Source organism: Vibrio gigantis, from assembly GCF_024347515.1.
Lineage (GTDB): Bacteria > Pseudomonadota > Gammaproteobacteria > Enterobacterales > Vibrionaceae > Vibrio > Vibrio gigantis.
In genome coordinates, this window is the sequence record NZ_AP025493.1 from 1,380,811 (window position 1) to 1,405,022 (window position 24,212).

Below are 24,212 nucleotides of genomic sequence, written 5' to 3' on the forward strand. Positions count from 1 at the left end.
GATTAAATCCTTTTAAAATTAGTGAGTTGCCTATCCAAATTAATGAGATGCGAAGCTTCACTGTTTTATTGCTTGGAAGGTGGAGAGTGGGACAAATCGAAGCTAACAAACATTATTAAACTGTTAAAGGAGTGTTATTCAAAGTGGGAGCTAGCTCCTTTTCGTCTGCGCCTTTTTTACATACCGTGGGCGACATTATCCAGATGTAAGCGACGGAACCAAACTATGCAACGTATTGCTTTAATTGAAGATGACGCGATTGTGCGTCAAGCAACCAGCCAATGGTTACAGTTGGCGGGCTTTGATGTCACCGCATTTGAAGTAGGGCAAGATGCTTTAAATGCCGTAGAGTTGGGGGACTTCCAAACCATCATCACCGATGTTCGCTTACCTGATATTGATGGTGTTGAACTGCTAAGACGCTTTAAAAGCCTTGTGCCAGATGTGCCCGTTATCTTGATTACAGGTCACGGTGATGTTGATATGGCGGTGAAAGCGCTACAGCAAGGCGCGTATGATTTCATTGAAAAGCCATTCGACCCAGAGCGCCTATCTCAAACGGTATCGGAAGCGGTTGAAAAACATCAAAGTGGCCAAGATAGAAACAGTCGTCAGAACTATCTGGATAACCTTAAGGGCATTGAACAGGTGCTGATTGGTCGCAGTAAGGTGATGTGTGAACTACGCGAGCAAATTCAGAAAGTCGCTTCCATAGACACCAACGTGATCATTTATGGTGAGACCGGCTGTGGTAAAGAGCTGGTTGCTTCTTGTTTGCATGAGTTTAGCGAGCGAAAAAGACACCCTTTTGTACCGCTCAATTGTGGCGCGATCCCAGAAAACCTCTTTGAAAGCGAGTTATTTGGGCATGAAGCTGGTGCGTTTACTGGTGCCGCCAAGCGACGCATTGGTAAGCTTGAATTTGCCGACAAAGGCACGGTGTTTCTTGATGAAATAGAGAGTATGCCGCTGTCGATGCAGGTAAAAGTGCTGCGAACCTTGCAAGATAATGTTGTAGAACGCGTGGGTGGTAATCAGCAACAACATGTTGATCTACGAGTGGTCTCTGCTTCGAAAAGCGATCTACTTAATCATCCTGATTTTCGCCAAGATCTTTTCTATCGTTTGAACGTTGCCCAACTGCATTTACCTCCCCTTAGTGAACGAGAAGACGATGCTTTGATTCTTTTCGAACACTTCACTCAAGAAGCGAACAGTGAAACCCGAGTTGCCAGTGAGGCCGATCGTTATGCCTTGTTGTCGTATGCATGGCCGGGCAATGTACGTGAGCTGCGTAATGTGGCGATTCGTTTTGCACTGGATGAAAGCCTCACTGTTGGCGATATTTTGTCGTGTCGACCTAACTCAGTAACAGAATCAACTACGGCAGGCATCCCATTGGCGGTTCAGGTTCAGAGCTTTGAGCGAAAAGTGATTCATGATGCGCTAGTGCGTTATCAAGGGCGCATCAATGATGTGATGCAAGACTTGGATTTACCCCGCCGAACATTGAATCAAAAAATGGTGCGCTATGCGTTGAACCGAAGCGATTATGTCGATTCGTAAGTGATGAGGAGATGAGAGGTGCTGTCATAAATCAATGAGCAAAAAATGGCTCACCTCATATTTGTTACTTTATAAACATTGATCACATAAATACGACGCAGTGTGACTTAGCTATCTTTAAATAGATGTTAAAGCTTACTTTGAATAAGCAAAAAATAGCTCATTGATTCGTGGTCAAATAAGCAAGAAATAGCTCATTTTAAATGAGTCTTGGAATTAAATTCAATTAAAACAGTGATTTAAAAACTGGCATTGCGCTTGCTATCTAACGATTGTTGTTAACAAAAATATAACGTGAATAACTCTACATGGAGAGTAACAATGAAATACAACAAGCTAGTTAAAACTTTAGCAATCGCAATGGCCTCTATTGGCCTTATCAGCAACGCCTCAGCTCAAGAAGATCGCAGCTACATTTTAGCGACGGCCTCAACGGGTGGTACTTACTATCCAGTGGGGGTGGCTTTAGCGACATTGAGTAAAGTTAAGCTTGCGCCAAAGCAGCACTTTTCTTTAGCGGCTATCAGCTCTGCGGGATCGGGCGAGAACGTGAAACTTCTCAATGAGAACGAAGCGCAGTTTGCCATTCTGCAAGGTTTGTATGGCGCGTGGGCGTGGCAAGGGCTTGGTCCATATGAGAAGTCAGGCAGTCAAAAACAACTGCGTTCAGTCTCTATGCTATGGCAAAACGTTGAACACTTTATTGTGCGCTCTGATCTGACAGAAACGGGCACCATGAGTGATTTAGAAAATCTAAACGGCAAAAAATTCTCTATCGGTAAGAAGAACTCAGGTACAGAGAATTCAGGACGCCAGATCATGCAAGGCCTGTCGGTTAACCCAGAACAATTTAAACTCGCCTTTATGGGTTACGGCGGCAGTGCAAGTGCACTACAAAATGGCACCATTGATGGCATGAATACGCCTGCTGGTGTGCCTGTTGGTGCGGTAACTCAAGCCTTTGCAGCCTTGGGTGAAGACATTCAAATCCTGTCATTTACCGATGCACAAATCAAACAAGCGAACGGCGATTACAACATCTGGACCAAGTACGAGATCCCAGCGAACACTTACCCTGGTGTTGATAAGCCGATCACCACTATCGCACAACCTAACTTCCTAGCGGTTCGTGAAGACATCTCTGAAGAAGATGTTTATCAGCTGACTAAAGCTATCTATGAAAACCTACCTTTCCTACAAGGTATCCACAAAGCAACCAAAGCAATGGCTCTCGAGAAAGGGATCGCAGGTCTGCCTGTTCCACTTCACCCGGGCGCTGCACGTTACTACCAAGAAGTGGGCATCGATGTCCCTTCTGAGTTGATCGTTAACTAGCTTACCTGTTGTCAGGTAACTATTGGTTATGAGCTATTAGTTCGTGAACTCACGGTTTGTCGCGAACTAGCTGTTTGCCATCAACTACCCCCTTCGTGACTTAATTGCTTGGTGCACGTTCGCTCAAGAATGTGTTCGTGCACCTCCTTACTTTATGGATTTTCTCTTCGTGTTTGCTGCGGAGAGCAGGAGTTTTCTATGAGCGATTCGCTGCAGCAGGAACTGAAAAAATTTGAACTGCCGACCCGAACGGATTTTCCTTGGGTAGGCAAAGCGATAACAACAATGGGAGTGATACTCTCTCTATTACACATTTGGTTTAACACCTTATCTACCTTGCCAGAACTTTGGATCTCGGCGACCCACTTCGCCGGTTTCGCGATCATTTGTGCGCTTTGGTATCCCGCCCATATTTCATTGAAAAGAAGCAAAATTGCTTTGGCTGTGGACATCGGGATCGCCTTGGCGGCTCTGGCTTGTCTTATCTACATTCCTTTTGCTGAAGATGCACTTTATGAGCGAGGCGTGAAGTTTATCGCCAGTGATTGGTTCTTCTCTATCTTGGCAATTGCCATTGTTATTGAGCTGATTCGTCGCACCATGGGTTGGTTTATTCCGGTGCTTATCTTGGTGTGTTTGAGCTATGTGGTGCTGTGGGGGCAATGGACCAGCGGCATCTTCCATTTCCCGGGTTTGAGCCTTGAAACTCTGCTTTATCGAAGCTTTTACTCATCAGAAGGGATGTTTGGTTCTATCTCAAGAATCAGCTGGACCTTTGTATTCATGTTCATCTTATTTGGCGCATTCTTAGTGCGTTCGGGTGTCGGTGATTACATCATTGATGTGTCTCGCGCAGCGGCTGGAAAAGTGATTGGTGGCCCCGGTTTCATCGCGGTAATTGGCTCAGGCTTAATGGGTTCAGTGTCTGGTTCTAGCGTGGCAAACACAGTATCGACGGGCGTGATCAGTATCCCTTTGATGCAAAAGGCAGGCTTCCCTTCGCGTTTCGCGGCAGGTGTTGAAGCGGCTGCATCGACGGGCGGGCAGTTGATGCCACCAGTGATGGGGGCGGGTGCGTTTATCATGGCGTCTTACACGCAGATCCCTTATGTAGATATCATTGCGGTTTCCTTCTTACCGGCGCTTATCTACTTCTTGTCGGTAGCGTTCTTCGTGCGTATTGAAGCCAAACGTAGTGGCGTGCAAAAAGTCACTTCTGGCTGTGAACCTCTATTGAAGGTATTGCTGTCGGGCTGGCACAACCTGATCCCACTAGCGGTGTTGGTGACTCTGTTGGTGAAGGGCTTCACACCGACTTACGCAGCGGGTATCTCGATTCTGTCTGTCGTAGTGGCTTCATGGTTCTCTAAAAATCACAAAATGGGACCAAAGGCGATCATCGAAGCGCTTTCTCAAGGTGCGAAAAATATGGCGACCACGGCGGTACTGCTAGTAGGTATTGGCCTCGTTATCAACGTGATCAGCACTACCGGGATTGGTAACACCTTCTCGTTGATGATCAACAGTTGGGCGAACGGTGATTTGTTGGTGATGATAGCCTTAATCGCGCTGGCATCTTTGATTTTGGGTATGGGCTTACCAGTAACCGCGGCTTATATCGTGTTGGGTACTCTGTCTGCTCCAGCCTTGTACAAACTGATTGCTGAAAGCCAGTTGCTCGACTTGTTGGTTTCGGGTCAGTTACCCGAACAGGCGAAAGCGATCTTCATGTTGGCGGCACCCGAAAAATTAGATTTATTGAATGCGCCAATGGCACTCGAAACAGCCAAAGAGATGATTGCGTTAGTACCTGCTGATTTTGTGGAAACCCTGCTTGAGCAAAGCTTGGGCTTGGAAGCGATCAGCCTTGCGCTGCTTTCTGCACACTTGATCATCTTCTGGTTATCGCAAGACAGCAACGTAACACCACCAGTTTGCTTAACCGCATTTGCAGCCGCGACTATTGCTAAAACACCGCCAATGAGAACCGGTTTAATGGCGTGGAAGATTGCCAAAGGCTTGTACTTGGTGCCACTGCTTATCGCTTACACCAACTTAGTAAGTTGGGATGTGACCTCGGTTTTGGTCACAGGTGGCTTTGCTATCATTGGTACTTACGCGTTTGTTGCCGCGATTGAGGGTTACTTAGAGAGTGAAATTAATCTCGCGCTTCGTGCCGTGTTGATTGCACTGGGTGTGGCTTTGGTTTGGCCTGATGTGTCAATCGTGATTCGCTTGGTGTGTGTGGCTCTGTTTATCGCTATCTTCATCTACAGCGGTCGTAAGTACGATATCAATCAAGTGAAAAAAGAATCGGACGATGAGCAAGAATCGTTGCCTCAAACCGAACCTGACACTGTCGCGTCTTCCCTATAATTTAAAGGACTGAATGTAGGAATATTATGAACTCAATATACGACTATATTATCGTTGGTGGTGGCATTGTTGGTGTGTCGACGGCATGGCAACTTCAACAAGCTCATCCAGATAAAAGCATCCTTTTAGTCGAGAAGGAACGTGGCTTTGCGCAGCACCAAACCGGTCACAACAGTGGTGTGATTCACGCTGGCGTTTACTACGCTCCGGGCAGTTTAAAGGCGGATTTTTGTAAGCGTGGCGTCGAGCGCACCATCGCCTTTTGCAGCCAACACGATATCCCCGTCGAAAACTGCGGTAAGCTGTTGGTCGCGACCAATCAGCAGGAAGTGGAGCGCATGAACGCGCTCTATCAACGTTGTCATGATAACGACATTGATGTCGATCTCTTGGATCAGGCGCAACTGAAACTTGCTGAGCCAAATATCACGGGCTTGGGCGCGATTTATGTCAAAACCACCAGTATCGTCGACTACAAAAAAGTCACCGAAGTAATGGCTCAAGAGTTTGTTGAAGCGGGTGGCAAACTTAGCCTTGGCACTGAAGTGATTATGGCAGATGAGCAAGAAGATGAGGTGCAGCTAACGTGTAAAGTAGATGGTCAAACTCTACAACTGAACAGCCGATTTTTGATCACTTGTTCTGGTTTGATGGCCGATAGAATGACTAGCATGCTGGGCATTGAAACCGACTTCCAAATCGTGCCTTATCGCGGTGAGTATTATCAGTTGGACGCCAAACACAACCAAGTGGTGAATCATCTTATCTATCCGATCCCTGACCCTGAACTGCCATTCTTGGGCGTGCATTTAACACGTATGATTGATGGCTCCGTAACAGTAGGGCCAAATGCAGTTCAAGGCTGGAAGCGAGAAGGTTATGGCAAGCTTAATTTTAGTTTCAAGGACACGCTGCAGATGCTCAGTTTTGCGGGTTTTTGGAAGGTGACTGCGAATCACCTGAAAACCGGTTTGGTCGAGTTTAAGAACTCGTGGTGGAAGCCGGGCTATCTAAAGTTGGTTAATAAGTACTGCCCAAGTATTACGGTGTCAGATTTCAAACCATATCCAGCAGGCATTCGTGCCCAAGCGGTACTCAAAGATGGCACCCTGGTTCATGACTTCCTGTTTGCGGAAAGCCCAAGAAGCCTGCACGTGTGTAATGCTCCATCGCCTGCGGCAACTTCTGCGATGCCGATTGGTGAGTATATCTGTACTAAGGTGATGAAGAAAACGTCTTAATAGCCATGCGAATGGACTACTAGCTGGTTGTGCTAGTGGTTATTAAGACACAGTAGATAATAAAATCCGCGAGATCTCGTTTTTAATCCAATTAGGAATGAGGTCTTGCGGATTTTTGGTTCTAGCTCGATCGGATTAATTTAGCTAGTCAGCCCTAGAGAGAATCAGGAACAAAGTTAGCTACGATAGAGACATCGCTGAAGTTGCGATAGCCGCGCACCATGATGCTAAATTCACCCGCAGGTTTGTTCAATACACATTGTTCGTTGCTGCTGTTCTGGTATGGGCGGCAGTCAAAGTTTGCTTTTGATACCACACCGTTATATTTGACGTATAAGTCAGCATCGCCACTGCGAGGGCCTGTTAATGTTATCGTTAACTGACCAGCACTTTGAGTCGTAAAGGTGAAGAACTGCTCTTCACCATATCCTGCAGCAAGTCCTTCAACAGGCACGTCATTTTGCAGCTCTTTAGGGCCTGCAACGGGCGAATCAAGGCTAGTTTCGACAAGGTAGGCAATCGCCAGTTTGGCGAACTTGGTCGCATGTGTCGCGGTTGGATCGGAGTTCTCAAGCGTGTCGTGCTCTGTATGAATACTTGGATTGTAGTCGTTAAACATGCTCTCGAATGGCATGGCGGCTGGGTAGCCAACATTGTGCCAAGAGGCGTGATCAGAACAGGCGTAGCCACAATCATCGAAACCGTAACTGATGTCGCTGGCATAGGTGTCTATCAGCTCGCTGAGGTAGGCGGTGAGGTTACTGTCGGTATAGTCTGTAATGAAGGTGATATCGTGCGCTGAACCGTTGTAGTTGGTCATGTCTAATTGCAGTACTGACACAACGTTAGCTTGCTCATCCCTTAATGCATTGGCGAGATCTTGTGAACCGCGCAGCCCCACTTCTTCCGCTGCATAGCCGTAGAATTTGATAGTTTTGTCTGGCTGAATACCGCTGGCGATCATCAGACGCAGTGCTTCAGTAACGGTTGCAATGCCAGACGCATCATCATCGGCTCCCGGTGAGATGGTGCCTTCGCTTGTCCAAGACCCAACAGTCGAATCAAGGTGTCCGCCAACAACGACGATCTCTTCAGGGTATTTCGCGCCTAGCAGTGTCACTTCAACGGATTTTTGTGGATACTCGGCATGCGTGATTTGGCGGGCAGACGCATAAGGCACATCCTTAATTTCCGTTTTCCAACGCTCTAAAAGCCAATCTGAAGCAGCGACACCAGTAGAAGTAGTATAAAAACGGTTGGTGAAGTTGGTTAGATTTTCAATGGTCGTGACCATGTTGTTTGGCTCGACCTGAGCGAGGAGGTCATTAACCGTGTCTTGATGGCTGATCACCGGTTTTTCGAAGGTGCTCATGGTCAGTGGCATCGCTGCGGCTTTGAGCGCACTTGCTTTGTCTTCGTGTACCATGTAGCCACCACAACGGTGGGTTTCTTCATGCATGTGGCTAGAGAGTTTAGCTAGCTGTTTTGCGTTGATTTTCGCGACGATGGAATGCTTGTTTCTCGTCACGCTTGGGTAAACCGTTGCGCCATGCTGAGTCATTATATGTTGTGCGTCAGCATCGGTGGTGATCCAAACCTCTTCGTTCGCTGGTGGTGTGATGCCTAGGGATGCGTAAGCCGAAGTACTGTTGATTAAGGCTAGAGAACCTCCGAGTACAGCTAAAGCTAGCATGCTTTTTTGAATAGCCATTTGTCGTCCTTTTTATGGTGAGTATTGTTATGTTGATGGGTGTGATTTTTGTGTAATGCGTGGATGTTTTTGTGTAGATGTTTCATGCGATAAACAGACAATAGAGAAAAGGGCCCCTTGCGGAGCCCTGAATTTGCTATCGATTACTGTGCTTTAATGAAACGGTAGTGCTTGGTTTCTGAACAGATATCGCTTGAGGTACACACTTGGTACTCCACATCTACTGTGCCGTTGTGACGGAACTTGTCGACGTATGAGTTGAAGTCTGTCGCACCAACATTCTTGCCATTACGCTTAATCACAAAGTAGTCGTTGGTGTCGTAATCCCATGCCAGTTTAACGCGAGCCTTGCCGTTCGGGTTTTTGTTACCAAACTTCAATTTTAGTGGGAAGCCTTCCGCTGAATCACCTTCAATCGTGATCGACTTGCTTGTTGAGGTCGCAACACCTGCATCGTCAGTCACGGTTAGGGTTACCACGTAGTCGCCAGCTTCAGCATAGGTATAACGAGTCACTTCACCTGTTTGCGTGTTGCCATCGCCTAGGTTCCATTGGTAAGAAACGATTTGGCCATCGCTATCCGAACTTGTGCTGCGCAGCTCTACTTCTTTGCCTACGACCGTGTGCTCGAAAGAAGAAACTGGCGGTACGTTAGCGTTGCCTGATTCGTACGATGCTTTTAGATTTGCACCTGCGTAATCTGAGTATCCTAGAATGTTCACTGTGTAGCGACCTGAGGTTGGGTTTTCAATCACACACACTTCATCGGTCACGGTTTCACTCTTACAGATGTTCTCTTGAGAGCTTGGTGCGTAATCTAGGCCGACATACATATCCGGGTCACCGGTAGAGACAGCAAGGTTAATCGTCAGCTTATCTTGACCTTCTGGCACTTCGATATCGAAGTAAGTTTTTGAGCCTGTTTCACCAGCAACTGCAGCTTCAACACCATTCTCAAGACGTTGATATTCCGGCTCTGGCGGAAGTGGCGGCTCGCCACAAGGTGATACGCCCACTAAGTTGAATGCAGAAATCACGTCATCGGCACTGTAGCCAAGATCGGTTGCTGAGTTCTTCACGCCACAAGCGCCTTGCCAGAAATCACTGTTTTCAGACCAATAGATTTGGTTGGCTAACACGAACAGTTCGAACGCTTTCTTGGTGTCCCAACCTTGTGTGGTTGCTAGATGGTAGAACGCTTTGTTGAACACGCCCGAGCTGTAGTGTACGTTCAAGCCATCGTAGTATTCAGATGCGTTGTTGATTGAAGAACCATCACGAGATGGATCGTCCATATAACGTAGAGCGCCTTCGCCTTTGAAGATATTGCGGCCGACCATCCAGTCGTTGGCACCCTTCATGTAGTATTCAGCCGCTTCACCAGCCATGTCAGAGAAAGCTTCGTTCATGCCGCCCGATTGGTTTGCGTAGATCAAACCTGAGTTTTGCTCTGTGAAACCGTGACTCACTTCGTGCGCAGATACATCTAGGCTAACAAGCGGGTAGAAGAAGCTTTCACCATCGCCAAAGGTCATTGCTTTGCCATCCCAAAACGCATTCTCGTAGTTGTTACCGTAGTGAACACGCATCATGAGTTTGAAAGAGAGTGGCGCTGTGTCGAACCAGTTTTTATACATGTCGAACACAATGTTACCGAAGTAGTGCGCATCGTTCAGTGGGGAGAATGCGCCGTTCACGGCTTTGTGTTCGTTACGAGGACATTCATAGCTATAAGTGGTATCGCCATCTGTCGCGCCATTTAGGTCAACGGTAACGACATTTTCCGACTCCATAACACACTCTGTGCCATTTTCTTGAACATCAAGGTAGTGATAGTCGGTACCGTATTCGTACATGCCTGTTTTTTCGTTACCACCAGGGCCTGTACCGATCTGAGCGTGGGCAATACCTTCCCAGCGGTCGATAACTTCGCCTGTGTGTGCGTCTAGCATGGTGAACGGTCGAGTCGGTTGCTCACTGCCTTCTACTAGGTACGAGACAACGTATACTAGTCGTGTTTTATCTACGCTTTGTTGCCCGACGCCTTGCTTCACTGAACCTTGATAGATAAATAGCTGATGTTGGACATTGTCTAGAGATTTGCTGGTTAAGCCTTGAATCTTAAGATCTTTACTCGCAAGCTCAACGGCTTGGGAGCTATTGATTGATGGTTTAACAAAAGAACGCTCTAGGGTTGTTGTTTTAAGGTAGCGACCTTGAACGGACTTAAGCGCGCCACCTTGCACGCTTTGGGTTGCATTCAGGTAGTGCCCCCATACTGGCGTACCCCAAATATTCTGTTGGATCTTAACTTTGTAGATACCACGCTTTTTCAGGTTCACTTCTTTAACCATCTTGAAGCTAGAAGCATTGCTAACACCTAACTGGGCGTTCAACCCAGAAAAGTTAGTAAAGTTGATGGGTTGATCAATCTGAACCGATTCATTTGCATGCACTGACAAAGACATAGCACTGGCTATAGCAACGGCAACTAAACGCTTTCTTATTTTCATTGTTATTTTCTCTTTCCATGTAAAATCAAAGAAAACGTAACAAAATTCTCACGGCTAATTTACATCATTCGATCAGATTAATTAGTAGCATGGCAACGATCTCTTTTATTCATGAAACTTATATCTTTCGTATTTACAGATAGTTATCGTTTCTGTTTATTTTTGAACGCACCTACCTGTTTTTTTATAAAATCGTGACACTTTTATTAAGTGTTAATTTTTCTTGGAAATTAAGGTTTTTGTGTAAATTGATCTGTGCCTCAATTAAAGGCTTGTGGGTTGATAGAAGGATCAACGATTTGGGAGTGTCAGTTTGAGTTGAAGGTTATTCGGTGAATTTGAGTGCAATTTAGATGAGAAATTGGAGATTTTTAGGCTAATTTTTCGAATTGTTAGTTAAAAGTGGGAGTGTCATTGGGTGCTTCTTTGGCACAGAGCACAAAATTTTCTGGATCAAAAAAGCCAGCGACGGGGTCACTGGCTCAGATTTACTTAGTGTGCGCAGGCTACTGATTAAAGGCACGTAACTCAAGTATTTATCTAGGTATATACTTGAGTTACTGCTTTTTACCGCCAACTTGAACGTAGTCGATACCGATAATACGGTTGATGATTCCCAGAACTGAGCTCGTATCAGAGTTTGTTGAACGAATCGTATCAACTGTTGCACCTTCAGGTACTAATTCCATTGCGCGGTCTTGAGTATTACCCGGAACTTGGAATCCTACAATGTTGAAGCTCTCTGCGTGTGCTGTGTAAACTTCTTCATTGTGGCTAATACCAGAACAACCAGCTAGAGAAACAATACCTAAAACAACTAATAACTTTTTCATATAAACACCTTAAGAATGATTGGAACCTAGATGGCAAGTCACAAAGGCAGTGTCATGTTTATCTAGACTCATTAAGTTCATTGGAAGACAGTATCTCCCGACCGATGTTGAACATTATTTCAGAGGTGTTTTGTCGTTACTGTATGGGTTTGTCAGCTGAATCATTACATAGCTGAATGGTTATGGTGAATACCGCACCCTTTAAGGTTTGGCTCTGACCAACCTCTACGCTAGCGCCGTGTTGAGCACAGATTTTCTCAACGATAGAAAGCCCTAACCCATGGCCACTCTTAGCTTTATTACGTGCTTTGTCGCCAACATAAAAGGGATCGAACAGATGTGCTCGGTGCTCCTCTGCAACGCCATCACCGTCGTCATGTACCGCAATTTTCAGTTGATCTTGGTGCACGCTTGCTTCTATCGACACTTGCGAGCGTGCGAACTTCATTGCGTTACGCACGAGGTTATCTAGTGCTCGGTTGAGTAGTGTTTCATCCGCAAGTATTGAGCTAGGTTGCGCTGGTAGTGAAAGGTCGATGTTGAGTTGAGTGTCTTTACTCCAACGCGTCATTGCGTGGTCGAGAAAGTCTCGAATCTCTAATGGCTTTTTTAGGTTCTCTAGGTCAGTGCTATCGAGTTTGGCGTAATACAATAGTTCATCGACCATCTTTTCCATCTCTTCAGTGTCTTCGACAATACTCTCTATCGTACGCTCCTGCTCTTCGTTTAGCTGAGTGTCTTTCAACATTTCAGCTTGCCACTGAATACGGAATATTGGCGTACGCAGTTCATGAGCGACAGCATTAGTGAGTGAGCGATTACTTTCAACTAAGCGGTGAATTCTGTCGGCCATCAGGTTGAAGGATTTGTTCAGTGAACCAATCGCAACACCACTTGAAGTCTCGGCTCGTGTGGAGAGATCCCCTTCAGCAAAACGCAGAGTGGCAGACTCAAGCTTTTTGACTCGACGGAAGATAATAAATAGATGACACAAGCCATATAAGATAAAGCTCGCTAAAAAGAACAACCAAATGAGGTCATCCTCCAGCTCTATTTTTTGCCTAACGAACGCTTCACTGTTGGGAAGGTAGTGATAGGTATTGTCGCTGCTTGCTAAGCGAAACCATAGGTCACGCTCATCATCGTGAAAGATAAAGGTATTCGGATTGGTACTGAAGAACTCTGAAACGGGGCCTGGTATTTCATCGTCTGGGCTGAACGTAACCAGTTTATTTCGTGTAGTTTCTACAAATTGGTTTATCGCTTGATGAGCAGCTTCAAGCCCCTGATTCTTTGCGATATTTTCGATCAATTGCTGGTGGGCACTCGCTTCGTAATCTTCCAGTACATATTCGTAGTCAGTATTGAGCTGATAGACGCTAATCTCGTAGGCGACAAGGCCGGCCATAAAGCAAACTAACAGCCCTGTTAAGGACTCCAAAAAGATACGTCGCATAATCGCTCTCTCTATTACGCTCGTATTGAGCGAGGTTAACGCCAGGCGGTCGAAACAAATAAGTAACCTTTCCCGCGAATGGTCTGAATTTTTTCTGCTGGTGTGTGGTCGTCGCCAAGAATTTTTCTTAGGCGCACTATTTTATTATCAATTGTTCGATCGATTCCGTCGTACTCAATACCACGCAGCGTTTGCGTCAGATAGTCACGTGATAGCGGAGTATCAGGGTTACTTGCTAATAACCACAATAGGTCAAACTCGCTGTCAGTGAGTGACAAAACCTTTCCTGCAAGTTCGCACTTCTTGTAGGTGTTTTTCAGAACCAGATGGTCGAAATGAAGGTTATCTGAGTCATCAGCTAAAGGAGTACTGATTTCTTGACGTCGTAGCAGCGAGCGAACCCTTGCCAGTAGAACTCTTGGCTTGATTGGCTTGGTGACATAGTCATCTGCGCCTGTCTCTAAGCCTGCGACGTGGTCGAAATCATCATCGCTGGCGGTGAGCATTAAAATCTTACCTTTAAAGAGGCTGCGCGTCTGTCGGCATATTGTCAGTCCATCGGTTACAGGGAGCATTAAATCTAACAACACGATATCAGGCTGTTCGGCAAGGATGGTTTGCGTAGCATCACTACCATCATCTAATGTGGAGACATCAAAATCCTGCGTAACAAAGTAATCCTTTAGCATTCGCTGAAGTTTTAAATCGTCTTCTACGATGATCATTTTAGGTTTTGTCATTCCATTATCAGCCTTATCGTGCGTTTCATTTATTGAGATTACGTGAGGGAGCCTTGTGGTATTGCTAGCTATTACTAGATATCCAATTTCCATACTTTACGTAAAATACCTGACGTGAATGATTAAACACTTTCTACGCCAGTTCAATGATGATTTTGACTTTTTGGGAAAATAAAAAACAACGTTCAAAAAGAATTACATTCTCATACATTCATGAGACAGATGTGTATGTCTTTAAATAATAGAATCATTCCCATCAAAACATGATGGGAATAATTCAATGAACCACTATCGAAAGGCATTACTGGCGTTACCTTTGATTCTTTTAGCGGGCTGCAATTCAAGTTCCAGTTCGAATAAGCCTGCTACTAAAGCGCAAGCGAAACCTAAGGCGGATTACGTATTTTCATCGGCTAAGCTTGGTGAGTTGTATCAAGAGCGACAGGAGCTCCAAGAGGCAATGAAGCTGACCTATGATGGGGTTCAGTATGAAAAAATTCTGTTTGCTGAAGATATTAGTGATGAACAAAAAGTGGTTAGGCTTGCGGATAGCCTAGGTCAAAGTGTGGATCTGTACCTCCCTGATGCTGGCGCCGATGACTGTGCTATTTACCGCGAGGGTGATTTGTTTGATTCATTTGATTGTGGCACGGCTCAACGTTCAATTGGGAATGACAGCACGTTAATTAACACGACGACGAATACTAATAAACAAGTCGAGCTTGAGTATCACAATGAACTGATCCAATACGTGACTAGCCTAGGGTCTACAATCCTGAGTAAAACTAAAAGTGGGAACAAGGTTACGATCACCACGTCGTTTGCTTTCAATGCTTTTTACCGCGATGTGCTCAATGAGACTGGCGCTGTTGATCGAATTCAGTCGACTCTGGGTGCATCAACTTATTCTCAGCTGTTTGATATTGTGAAATTGTATCAAGGCAGTGAGATGACGCTGAAGTTTACCAACCATATTGGTGGTAGTGCCGACGATGATATTAATATGTATACCGGTCGCATGATCCACAATAACAACATGACGACGATCGTAACGCCTACGGGTTCGGTGTTCTCTGGCGGCACGGACCTGTTTGCTGCAGGTAATCCACGAGTTTTGCAACGCGCTGATACCACCAAAGCTATTGAGCTTAATAAGCAGGTTGGTGTGCACAGTTGGGCTGAGGGTGATAAAACAGCCAAAGAGTTCCCATACACCAATGAAAGCCATCGTAAGCAAGCGACCTACTTTAAAAAGGTGATGGGAGACAAAGGAATTGATTTCTATATCTTCACTTTAGACTCTGCGCCTGCTTCGGGTGAGCACTGGGTGACTAAGGCCGATTCAGATAAATATGGTTTCATCACTCGTATTGAGTAGCTTTGACTCGCATTAAAAATTAGGTGTGTATGTTGAAAGGTTGGTTGTGCTTTGTCATTACCAACCTTTTTTTGTTCTGGAATGGAAGGTGGTACCGCTTGTAATGCTCATAAATTCAACGAGAGAACATGGATGTGAGTAAAAACCGCATTTACTCGCTAAGTAACAACTAATTTCTGCAGATTTGGTTTTTAGAAAGCACAATCACAGCACTTTGATGCCGATAAACTTTAATATCCGCAAGCCTTACAAGCCGAAGACGATTATGCTTGGTGATGTAAGGAGCAATGTGAATGACTAATAAGGACGATCATTTATGCAGTTACTGGCTGGCACTCTGACACACTATGCTAACCCTCAAGCACGCCCTGAATTGGAGTACTCAAGTGAGCAACTTGATATTCTAAGTGTTGCGAGTTCTGAGCAGGCAATTAAGGACATTTCACAATGGCCGGGTTATTCCGTCACCCCTTTGCATGAATTGAATCGTATTTCTGCTGAGATCGGCGTAAACAAGTTTTGGTACAAAGATGAATCGCAGCGATTTGGCCTAAAGAGTTTTAAAGCACTCGGTGGCGCTTATGCGGTTGCGCGTCAGCTTCAGATTGAGATCGCCAACCGTTATGGGAAGAATCCAACCATCAGTGAGCTGCTCAACGGGGAATGGAAATCAGAAGTTGCTGAAATTGTTGTCAGCTGTGCGACAGACGGAAACCATGGGCGCTCGGTAGCATGGGGAGCGCAAATGTTCGGCTGTGGCTGTGTGATTTACATTCATCGCGATGTGTCGGAAGGGCGTAAGCAAGCGATGGAAGCGTTTGGCGCAGAAGTGGTTCGCATCACCGGTAACTACGATGAATCGGTTCGTTTGGCCGATTCAGAAGCGCGAGCGAAAAATCGCGTGATCGTGTCGGACACCTCTTACGAAGGCTACATGGAAATACCTAAAGACGTTGCTCTGGGATATACCGTGATGTTGGCTGAAATTGTCGAGCAATTGGATGGTGAAATCCCCACTCATGTTTTCGTACAAGGCGGTGTGGGCGGTTTGGCATCCGCTGTTTGTGGTTACTTCTGGGATCTGTGGGGCGCTGAGCGTCCACGTTTTGTCATCGTCGAACCTGAACAGGCAAACTGTCTTCAGAAGAGTGCTCAAGCGGGCAAGCCCGTGGTAGTTACAGGCGATCTAGAGACTCTGATGGCAGGGCTCGCATGCGGTGAGGTTTCAAGCTTGGCGTGGACAATTCTACAAAATGGCGCGGATGACTTTATGACGCTGAGCGAAGAGGCCATTCCGCAAGCGATGCGTATGTTGGCGAGTGGCGAACACGCGGAAGTGGCGATTGAAGGTGGTGAGTCTGCGGTTCCTGGTTTTGCTGCTGCGATCATCGCTAAACAAGAACCGAAATTCGCTGACAAATTGAATTTAACTGAAGACAGTCGAGTGTTGGTTATTGGTACTGAAGGAGCAACTGACCCGGATCTCTACCAACAAATCATCGACAACAAAATCTAATAGCTAGAAGTACATAGTTAACAGTTAATCGCTAACAACTCATAATAATGTAAGCCCCAAAGTTGGCGGTATGTAAGGTTTCTTCATACCGTCTTTTTTATTTCTGTATTTCTGTATTTCTGTATTTCTGTTTCGTTTTCCGAGGTGTTGCGTTATCTAATCACGTTGCTCATCAATCGGAATGGTCAGGCCGACTTTGACGTTATCCATCACCACATTGGTTTGAAAGCTTTTGATGTTGGCATTATCGAAGAAAGCCTCACGAGTAAAATTGTCGTACCCTTCCATATCTGCTGCAGTGACGATCAAGATAAAGTCAGAACTGCCCGTCACGTAATAGCACTGCTGTACAGATCGATTGGCACTCATCTCTTTTTTGAAGTTATGCATCAAATCAACACGTTCACGCTCCAAGGTCACTTGGACGATAAAAGTCATCGCATGCCCTACCGCTTTTGGATTGATGACCGAGACATCCGCTTGAATGACCCCTTGAGTTCGCATGCGTTTTAAACGGCGCTGAACAGCCGCGGGAGAGAGCCCCACTTTTTCTGCGATGTTGTCCGAAGTTGCTCGATTTGAGTCTTGTACGATGTTGAGGATCTTTCTGTCAAAACTGTCGACCGTCATTTCCGGTTGCTGTGCCATACCAACGCTTCCCAATATTTGCTTGTAAGTGAATTGTTACTTTTAGATCATTGTGTGATCAAGATTAAGGTATTTTTCCTTAGCAATGAGTGAGCCACCTATGAGAACAAAAAATCACTATAACGTAATAAAAATGCGGAATTTCTGCACAATAAATACGTTATTTGATGATAATCCTTAAACTTATCGAGGCATTATTAACCTTGTAAACAAAATGTAAAGAGTCAATTGGCAAAGATGTTAGTTGTGAATGCACATTTTATTAACACTTAATGAGTTCAAGGAATCGGTAAGTATGAGATCTGGAATCGCTACTTTACAGTCTGAATTAGAAGCATTAGCACCAGCAGGACGCGTCGGTGTGATCGCGTTAGCAACTGACTTTAATATTGAGCGAGATCTCGCCCAACTGTACCCAAGTGATGTGCAATCTTTTACTAGCCGTGTTCGAAATTACAATCCTTTGACCATTGATAATTTACGCAGAATGGAGCCGGGAATTGCCGATTGTGCCGATACTATCTTACCGGGCACAGAGTTGGATGTTGTGATTTATGCATGTACCTCTGGCACGGTGGTTATCGGAAGCGAGCGAATTACCCAGCTTATTCATCAGTCTCGCCCAAACGCTGCGATAACGAATCCTGTGACCGCTGCCTTAGCGGCTTTCGATAGCTTTAAAGCTAAGCGCATCTCGGTATTAACGCCTTATACCGAAGCTGTGAATCAAGACGTGGCCGCATTTTTTGAGTCGCAAGGCATTGAGGTTTTGAGCATTGCTGGCTTCGGCTTTGAAGATGACACCGCGATGACGTTCATTTCACCACAGGACATTAAACAAGCCGCGATTGAAGTCTGTGATCCGAACGCCGATTTACTGTTTATCTCTTGTACTGCATTACGAGCTGCATCAGTCATCGAGACCATTGAAGCGGAATTAGATAAGCCCGTTGTTAGCAGCAATCAGGTATTGGCTTGGCACTCGCTTCAGTTGATGAATTACCCCACGCCTATCAAAGGCTTCGGTATGTTGTTAGAGCATCACTTTCAACCACCCTCAGATAATTGCCGAAGGTCACAGTCGTTGTAACGACCTTTGATTAAAGCTGCTTGCTTCACGTTTACATTCAGCAGCCAAGCTAACTCTACATTTAACGTTAATACAAAGAATTACACTTTGGGATCACTACTATGTCGTCTACTTTCTCGATAAAACCAGACCAACTGTCTTCGCAGCTTATTCAAAGCATGACGGAATGGCGTCAACACTTACATCGCTTTCCTGAATGCGGCTTTGACGTGAATCTCACCTCTGATTTCATCGCCAATCAACTACACAGTTTTGGAATAGAGGTGGTGCGTAACATCGGTAAAACAGGATTAGTGGGGATACTTCGTTCGGGATCAAATGAAGCAAGTATTGGCCTAAGAGCTGATATGGATGCTCTGCATATTCATGAACAAAACAGCTTCGCACATTGCTCACAACACGATGGAAAGATGCACGCTTGTGGCCACGATGGACACTCTGCAATGCTGCTTGGCGCAGCAAGTTATTTAGCCGAAAACCTATTGGCAGGGAACCCAACCTTCGATGGCACGGTGTATTTCATTTTTCAACCCGATGAAGAGCATGGCTGCGGCGCACAAGCGATGATTGATGATGGCCTGTTTGAGCGATTTTCGATTGATGAAGTGTATGGCGTACATAACTTTCCCGGTTTAGCGGAAGGTGAATTGATGGTTCGTCCTGGATCATTAATGGCCAGTGAGAGCAGCTTTGAGATCACGATCAACGGTGTGGGTGGGCATGCCGCTCTGCCGCATCAAGGTGTCGATCCTCTAGTCGTTGGCTCGCAAGTAATCCTTGGTCTGCAAACCATTGTCTCTCGCAATCTTAGCGCGATTCACGATACCGCTGTGGTTTCAGCAACTGAGTTTATTACAGACGGTACGGTTAACGTTATCCCAACCCAAGTGATTATTAAGGGAGATTGCCGTTGTTTTACTGAATCTTCTCTCGACCGAATCAAGCAAAGTATGGAGCGAATCGTGGCGGGCATTTGTCAGGCTGCAGGTGCGACCTACGAATTTGAGTTTATTAATACCTTCTACCCAACCATCAATAGTGAGCAACAAACCCAATATTCGGTTGCCGCCGCGCAGAAGGTGCTTGGTGTCGAGAACGTTAATGACGCCTGCGATCCACTGACAATTTCGGAAGATTTCTCAAGCATGTTACGCGTTAAACCGGGCTGTTATGTGCTGTTGGGTAATGGCACGGAATCGGTCGGTGGCTGCGCATTGCATAACCCAAAATACGACTTTAACGACGGCATCTTAAAGCTCGGTGCGAGCTACTGGATTCAGTTGGTGAACGACCGTTTAGCAAGATCAATTTAGAAACGGCTCAATTAGAAGCAACAAGTAGAGAAACAGATTCAGCAGTGACGCATTTGGCACTGCAAGATGGCTGACTTTAAACGGAGTTTATTGTCGATACAGCCAATACTGAAGCGCGTGAATTGGCCAAAGTCATCAGCGTGAAATTAGGATAATAAAAGGAAAGACAGGATGAAACGATTAGGCGTAGCACTGCTAAGTTTGAGCATGGTTTTTGGCGTTCATGCCGAAACATGGAAGTTTGCTTCAGAAGAGGACAAAACAGACGTTCAAGACATCTATGCGCAAAAATTTGCGGAAGTGATTAAGAAGGAATCTGATGGCGATATCCGTGTTCGCATCTATTACTACGGACAATTGGGTACAGAGAACGACATCGTAGAATTGGCCGCTAAAGGCACCATTCAATTCGTGTCTGTAGGTGCGGGTCACTTAGGGTCTTATGTTCCCGAGGTTCAGGCAGTGAGCTTACCTTATGTGCTGGGTACTAACGAAGCGATTACGCATAAGGTCTTAACGGAAAGCCCAACCATTTACAACAAGTTGGCACCCAAGTTTGAGAGCGTAAACCTAAAGCTATTGTCGATGATGTCGGAAGGCGAAATGGTGTGGGGTGGTAACAAACCTATCCGTACACCTGAGGACTTTGCTAACCAGAAAATCCGTACTTTCACTTCAACCATTCCTGTTGAAACCTACAAAGCGTTTGGTGCAACACCTACTCCTCTTTCTTGGGGTGAAGTGTACGGTTCACTGCAACTTAAGACTATCGATAGCATGGTTAACCCTATCTACTTCATCTACAACGCGAAGTGGCATGAAGTTCAAGACTACTTGATGTTCCCAGGTCAGCAACCTTATGTGAGCACCGTTTCGACCAACAGCAAGTGGTACAACGGTTTGTCAGAGGAGAAGCAAGCGATGGTCGACAAAGCGATCAAAGCCGCAGATCAAGCTGCTTATGACTACCAGATCCGCATCAACAAAGAGAACATGGACAAGATCCTGAAAGAGCGTCCAAGCATGCAAGTGGTTGTGTTGACGGATGAAGAGCGTGAGCGTTTTAAAACACTCAGCCAAAAACTGCACACCACCTACTATGACGTAGTGGCAAATGCCTACCCAGCAGGTCAGCAGAGTGAAGCTCGTGAGGGTGCGAAAAACATTCTCGAAGAAATCCTAGGTGAAGTGAAGGCTGCTTCAGCAACGCAATAAAAAGCGTTAGTAAGGATGAATGCTATCCGCTGTTCATTGGCGGCGGGTAGCTTATTCCCACCTTCTCCAATTTGTGGCACTGGACCCCTGTCACTGAACGAAGTATGGAGCACTGCCTGTTATGAAAGAACTGCTACATAAAATCAGTGTTGTGACGGAAAAGCTAGAGCGCTTTTTGATCATGACCGCCATTCTTACGATGATGATTAACTCTACGGCCAATGCGATTGGTCGGTATGCTTTTAACAAAAGCCTGTTTTTTTCAGAAGAGCTCAATCAATTTCTGATTGTGTCTGTGACCTTTATTGGCTTCGCTTATGCAGTGCGCCAAGGGCGAAATATACGCATGACTGCGGTCTACGATTCACTAAGCACAAAAGCTCAAAAAGTTCTCACAACCATTATTGCGCTACTCACTGCCATGTTGATGTTCTATCTCACCTACCACGCGTTCTTCTACGTCAAAGAGTTGAAAGACATCAATCGATTAAGCCCAGCTCTTCAATTCCCTGTGTTTTGGGTATACGCAATCATCCCTATCGGCTTTTTCATCGCCGGATTGCAATACAGCATGAGTTTCTTGATGAACCTGCTGCACAAAGATATCTACGTGTCATTTGACGTGATTGAAAATAGAAATACAAAAGTAGGTGAGTTCGAATGAGCGATGTTGCACAGTTTTTCTCGGACATTATTGCGGGCGAATTAGATATTTATGTCATTACATTTACCCTTGTCTCTGTGATGGTGATTCTACTGTTTTTGAGCTTCCCTATGATTGTGCCGTTAGCGGTTGGGGCTTTGATTGGCTTGATTCATTTCTCTCAGGTTGAGCCCGGCGTATTGATTCAGCAGATGGTGACAGGTATCTCACCTAACGCACTGATTGCGGTGCCGATGTTCATCTTGGCTGCGGATATTATGACGCGTGGTCACACAGCGTATAACTTACTGGGTCTGATTCAAGCGTTTGTAGGGCATCTGCGTGGCGGGCTGCCGATTACCACCTGCATTAGCTGTACTCTATTTGGATCTGTTTCTGGTTCGACCCAAGCCACCGTGGTGTCGGTTGGTCAAATCATGCGTCCGAAATTGTTGCAAGCAGGGTACAAAGACAGTTTTGTGATGGCTCTGATCATCAATGCCAGTGACATCGCGTTTCTTATCCCACCTAGTATCGGTCTGATTCTTTACGGCACCTTAGCCAATGCCAGTGTAGGTGAGCTATTCATTGCAGGTATCGGCCCAGGTTTAGTGCTCGCGACCTTGTTCTCCCTATACAGCTATGCCTATAGCGTGAAACACAGTGACACCATCTCTTTGGTTGAAAAAGCCAATACTGTAGAACGCATTGAAGCGATTAAGAAAGCGATTCTTCCTCTTGGTTTCCCCGCTTTGATCATCGGTGGTATCTATTCTGGCGTAGTCACACCTACCGAAGCAGCCTCATTTGCAGTGTTGTATGCAATCATCGTTGAGTGCATTTTCTATCGCAAACTTGGCGTAAAAGACATCTGTGATGCAGCGTTAAATACCGGCTTGATTACCGCGGTTGTGTTTGTGCTGGTGGGTGTCGGTCAGGCGTTCTCTTGGTATATCTCGTTTGAACAAATTCCTCAGGAATTATTGGCTCCTCTTAATTTAGAAGATGCTTCACCTGAATTCATTCTGTTTGTCATCGCACTGACTTTCTTTGTCGGCTGCATGTTTGTGGACTCTTTGGTGGTTTTGCTAATTTTAACGCCGATCTTTATGCCGATTGTTGATGCAGCAGGTATCGACCCAATCTTGGTCGGTGTGATGGTGACGTTACAAATGGCGATAGGTTCTGCAACGCCGCCATTCGGTTGTGACATCTTTACCGCAATTGCGATTTTCGAGCGACCTTATATGGAAGTCATCCGCGGAACACTGCCGTTTTTCCTTATCTTGATATTGATGTCTGCATTGCTAATTTTCTTCCCAAGTATCGCTCTGTTACCAAGAGACATTTTATTCAATTAATACGCCTAGCTACCCGTTATTCAATCAAGGATAGAGATATGAGTATATTGCCGCTAACACCTCCACAGAGAGGGTTTGAATCAGCAGAATTAGAGCTGCGCACCGTTGAGTTGCAAAAACGGCTTCGTGCTCAAAACATCGATGCCGCATTTTTTACTACTGAGCCTGAATTTCGCTACTTCAGTGGCTTCAAATCGCAGTTTTGGGAAAGCCCAACTCGACCTTGGTTTTTGGTTGTGCCTGCGTTTGGTAAGCCTATCGCTGTGGTGCCAGAGATTGGTGTCGCTGGCTTTGATGATACATGGATTGACGATGTGCGCAGTTGGCCATCACCAAGGCCAGAAGACGACGGTATCTCTTTGCTAGCGGCTACGCTATCTGAAGTCTCCAAAGGTTCTCGTCGAATCGGTTCGATGATCGGCCCAGAAACACATCTGCGTATGCCAGCCACTAACTATGCATTGTTACAGCAGAAACTAAGCCAACATAGTGTGGTGGATGTGTCGCTGATGATTCGCGATCTGCGCAGTGTTAAATCTCAAGCCGAAATCGATAAAGTACGCTTTGCGTGCCAAGTCACGGCGGCGGGTTTTGAGTATCTTCGCCAAAATTTAACAATAGGCATGACAGAGCGACAGGCGTGTAAAGCAATGCATTTAGAGGTGCTACGCTTGGGCGCTGATGCATGTCCTTATCTGATCTCGGCATCCGGCCAAGGTGGTTATGACAACATCATCATGGGACCAACCGATCGCGTGCTCTCTGAAGGAGATGTTTTGATCATCGATACGGGTGCTAACTTTGATGGCTACTTTAGCGACTTTGACCGGAACTATGCGTTTGGATATGCGCAGCCAGATACAATAGCGGCTTATGACGCGGTATATCAGTCGACAGAAGCAGGGCTAGCGATTGCTGAACCGGGACGAACAACCGGAGACGTGTGGCAAGCCATGTGGTCGGTGCTTGAAAAGAATGGTGCACTCGGCAACGATGTGGGTCGTATGGGGCACGGGTTGGGTATGCAGTTAACCGAATGGCCATCACATGTCCCTAACGGTGATGTGATCTTAAAACCCGGTATGGTGCTAACGCTTGAGCCGGGCATGGCATTTGCGAAAAATCGTATGATGGTGCACGAGGAGAACATCGTTATTACTGAATCTGGGTGTGAAATGTTGCACCAAAGGACATGGCAATCGATGCCGGTTATTAGCTAACAAAATCATTAGCTAAAAGCTATAAGGTAACAAGTCGCTTTAAATTGCTCTCTTGAA

At 45.8% G+C, this 24,212-nt stretch carries 18 protein-coding genes; 12 read left to right on the forward strand and 6 right to left on the reverse strand.

Features of this window, described 5'->3' with window-relative positions:
- The first annotated feature begins 225 nt into the window (after positions 1-225).
- The 4 genes from OCV56_RS22225 to lhgO all read left to right on the forward strand — a co-directional run bounded on the left by OCV56_RS22225 (position 226) and on the right by lhgO (position 6,518).
- A complete protein-coding gene (locus tag OCV56_RS22225) occupies positions 226-1,566 on the forward strand; it encodes a sigma-54-dependent transcriptional regulator (protein ID WP_086714690.1) in 1,341 nt (446 codons plus the stop codon).
- A 321-nt stretch (positions 1,567-1,887) separates the two neighbouring features.
- A complete protein-coding gene (locus OCV56_RS22230; RefSeq protein ID WP_048610053.1) occupies positions 1,888-2,901 on the forward strand; it encodes a TAXI family TRAP transporter solute-binding subunit in 1,014 nt (337 codons plus the stop codon).
- Between the two features lie 198 nt (positions 2,902-3,099).
- Entirely contained in the window at positions 3,100-5,277 is a 2,178-nt protein-coding gene (locus tag OCV56_RS22235; RefSeq protein WP_086714691.1) for a TRAP transporter permease, read from the forward strand.
- Positions 5,278-5,303: 26 nt separating this feature from the next.
- The gene (lhgO, locus tag OCV56_RS22240; RefSeq protein ID WP_086714692.1) at positions 5,304-6,518 is read left to right on the forward strand and encodes an L-2-hydroxyglutarate oxidase; all 1,215 of its coding nucleotides are present in this window, start codon (positions 5,304-5,306) and stop codon (positions 6,516-6,518) included.
- 154 nt (positions 6,519-6,672) lie between these two features.
- Here lhgO and OCV56_RS22245 read toward each other — a convergent pair whose 3' ends face one another.
- The 5 genes from OCV56_RS22245 to OCV56_RS22265 all read right to left on the reverse strand — a co-directional run bounded on the left by OCV56_RS22245 (position 6,673) and on the right by OCV56_RS22265 (position 13,771).
- Entirely contained in the window at positions 6,673-8,229 is a 1,557-nt protein-coding gene (locus tag OCV56_RS22245) for a M28 family metallopeptidase (RefSeq protein WP_086714693.1), read from the reverse strand.
- Positions 8,230-8,372: 143 nt separating this feature from the next.
- Complete coding sequence (locus OCV56_RS22250; protein ID WP_086714694.1) at positions 8,373-10,742, reverse strand: M4 family metallopeptidase; 2,370 nt, start codon at positions 10,740-10,742, stop codon at positions 8,373-8,375.
- Between the two features lie 557 nt (positions 10,743-11,299).
- The gene (locus OCV56_RS22255) at positions 11,300-11,575 is read right to left on the reverse strand and encodes a hypothetical protein (protein WP_017065177.1); all 276 of its coding nucleotides are present in this window, start codon (positions 11,573-11,575) and stop codon (positions 11,300-11,302) included.
- Positions 11,576-11,711: 136 nt separating this feature from the next.
- Positions 11,712-13,031 (reverse strand): sensor histidine kinase, encoded by a 1,320-nt coding sequence (locus tag OCV56_RS22260; protein ID WP_086714695.1) that lies wholly within the window; start codon positions 13,029-13,031, stop codon positions 11,712-11,714.
- Positions 13,032-13,066: 35 nt separating this feature from the next.
- Positions 13,067-13,771, reverse strand: a complete 705-nt coding sequence (locus tag OCV56_RS22265) for a response regulator (protein WP_086714696.1) — start codon at positions 13,769-13,771, stop codon at positions 13,067-13,069.
- A 280-nt stretch (positions 13,772-14,051) separates the two neighbouring features.
- Between OCV56_RS22265 and OCV56_RS22270 the strand changes: the two genes are divergently transcribed.
- A complete protein-coding gene (locus tag OCV56_RS22270) occupies positions 14,052-15,149 on the forward strand; it encodes an alpha/beta hydrolase (RefSeq protein WP_086714697.1) in 1,098 nt (365 codons plus the stop codon).
- Positions 15,150-15,465: 316 nt separating this feature from the next.
- Entirely contained in the window at positions 15,466-16,665 is a 1,200-nt protein-coding gene (locus OCV56_RS22275; protein ID WP_086714698.1) for a diaminopropionate ammonia-lyase, read from the forward strand.
- A 156-nt stretch (positions 16,666-16,821) separates the two neighbouring features.
- Here OCV56_RS22275 and OCV56_RS22280 read toward each other — a convergent pair whose 3' ends face one another.
- On the reverse strand, positions 16,822-17,313 hold the full coding sequence (locus tag OCV56_RS22280) for an Lrp/AsnC family transcriptional regulator (protein WP_086714699.1): 492 nt from the start codon (positions 17,311-17,313) through the stop codon (positions 16,822-16,824).
- A 295-nt stretch (positions 17,314-17,608) separates the two neighbouring features.
- Here OCV56_RS22280 and OCV56_RS22285 point away from each other — a divergent pair, with 295 nt between their 5' ends.
- The 6 genes from OCV56_RS22285 (at position 17,609) to OCV56_RS22310 (ending at position 24,155) form a co-directional block, all read left to right on the forward strand.
- A complete protein-coding gene (locus tag OCV56_RS22285; RefSeq protein ID WP_086714700.1) occupies positions 17,609-18,403 on the forward strand; it encodes a maleate cis-trans isomerase family protein in 795 nt (264 codons plus the stop codon).
- Between the two features lie 101 nt (positions 18,404-18,504).
- Positions 18,505-19,716: a M20 aminoacylase family protein gene (locus tag OCV56_RS22290; RefSeq protein WP_086714701.1), complete on the forward strand. Its 1,212-nt coding sequence runs from the start codon at positions 18,505-18,507 to the stop codon at positions 19,714-19,716.
- Positions 19,717-19,887: 171 nt separating this feature from the next.
- Positions 19,888-20,931, forward strand: a complete 1,044-nt coding sequence (locus tag OCV56_RS22295; protein WP_086714702.1) for a TRAP transporter substrate-binding protein — start codon at positions 19,888-19,890, stop codon at positions 20,929-20,931.
- A 121-nt stretch (positions 20,932-21,052) separates the two neighbouring features.
- Positions 21,053-21,595 carry a TRAP transporter small permease gene (locus tag OCV56_RS22300; protein ID WP_086714703.1) on the forward strand — a complete coding sequence of 181 codons (543 nt, stop codon included), beginning with the start codon at positions 21,053-21,055 and terminating at the stop codon, positions 21,593-21,595.
- On the forward strand, positions 21,592-22,935 hold the full coding sequence (locus OCV56_RS22305; protein ID WP_086714704.1) for a TRAP transporter large permease: 1,344 nt from the start codon (positions 21,592-21,594) through the stop codon (positions 22,933-22,935). The genes OCV56_RS22300 and OCV56_RS22305 overlap by 4 nt, the downstream gene beginning before the upstream one ends.
- A gap of 38 nt (positions 22,936-22,973) precedes the next feature.
- Complete coding sequence (locus OCV56_RS22310) at positions 22,974-24,155, forward strand: M24 family metallopeptidase (protein ID WP_086714705.1); 1,182 nt, start codon at positions 22,974-22,976, stop codon at positions 24,153-24,155.
- The last annotated feature ends 57 nt before the right edge of the window (positions 24,156-24,212 follow it).

Bases quoted from the DNA above. Each gene is read 5' to 3' on its own strand.
- lhgO (WP_086714692.1), top strand. From the start codon at position 5,304: ATGAACTCAATATACGACTATATTATCGTTGGTGGTGGCATTGTTGGT.
- OCV56_RS22250 (WP_086714694.1), bottom strand. From the start codon at position 10,742: ATGAAAATAAGAAAGCGTTTAGTTGCCGTTGCTATAGCCAGTGCTATG.
- OCV56_RS22290 (WP_086714701.1), top strand. From the start codon at position 18,505: ATGTCGTCTACTTTCTCGATAAAACCAGACCAACTGTCTTCGCAGCTT.
- OCV56_RS22300 (WP_086714703.1), top strand. From the start codon at position 21,053: ATGAAAGAACTGCTACATAAAATCAGTGTTGTGACGGAAAAGCTAGAG.
- OCV56_RS22255 (WP_017065177.1), bottom strand. From the start codon at position 11,575: ATGAAAAAGTTATTAGTTGTTTTAGGTATTGTTTCTCTAGCTGGTTGT.
- OCV56_RS22260 (WP_086714695.1), bottom strand. From the start codon at position 13,031: ATGCGACGTATCTTTTTGGAGTCCTTAACAGGGCTGTTAGTTTGCTTT.
- OCV56_RS22295 (WP_086714702.1), top strand. From the start codon at position 19,888: ATGAAACGATTAGGCGTAGCACTGCTAAGTTTGAGCATGGTTTTTGGC.
- OCV56_RS22235 (WP_086714691.1), top strand. From the start codon at position 3,100: ATGAGCGATTCGCTGCAGCAGGAACTGAAAAAATTTGAACTGCCGACC.
- OCV56_RS22305 (WP_086714704.1), top strand. From the start codon at position 21,592: ATGAGCGATGTTGCACAGTTTTTCTCGGACATTATTGCGGGCGAATTA.
- OCV56_RS22225 (WP_086714690.1), top strand. From the start codon at position 226: ATGCAACGTATTGCTTTAATTGAAGATGACGCGATTGTGCGTCAAGCA.
- OCV56_RS22245 (WP_086714693.1), bottom strand. From the start codon at position 8,229: ATGGCTATTCAAAAAAGCATGCTAGCTTTAGCTGTACTCGGAGGTTCT.
- OCV56_RS22275 (WP_086714698.1), top strand. From the start codon at position 15,466: ATGCAGTTACTGGCTGGCACTCTGACACACTATGCTAACCCTCAAGCA.
- OCV56_RS22285 (WP_086714700.1), top strand. From the start codon at position 17,609: ATGAGATCTGGAATCGCTACTTTACAGTCTGAATTAGAAGCATTAGCA.
- OCV56_RS22230 (WP_048610053.1), top strand. From the start codon at position 1,888: ATGAAATACAACAAGCTAGTTAAAACTTTAGCAATCGCAATGGCCTCT.
- OCV56_RS22270 (WP_086714697.1), top strand. From the start codon at position 14,052: ATGAACCACTATCGAAAGGCATTACTGGCGTTACCTTTGATTCTTTTA.
- OCV56_RS22310 (WP_086714705.1), top strand. From the start codon at position 22,974: ATGAGTATATTGCCGCTAACACCTCCACAGAGAGGGTTTGAATCAGCA.
- OCV56_RS22280 (WP_086714699.1), bottom strand. From the start codon at position 17,313: ATGGCACAGCAACCGGAAATGACGGTCGACAGTTTTGACAGAAAGATC.
- OCV56_RS22265 (WP_086714696.1), bottom strand. From the start codon at position 13,771: ATGACAAAACCTAAAATGATCATCGTAGAAGACGATTTAAAACTTCAG.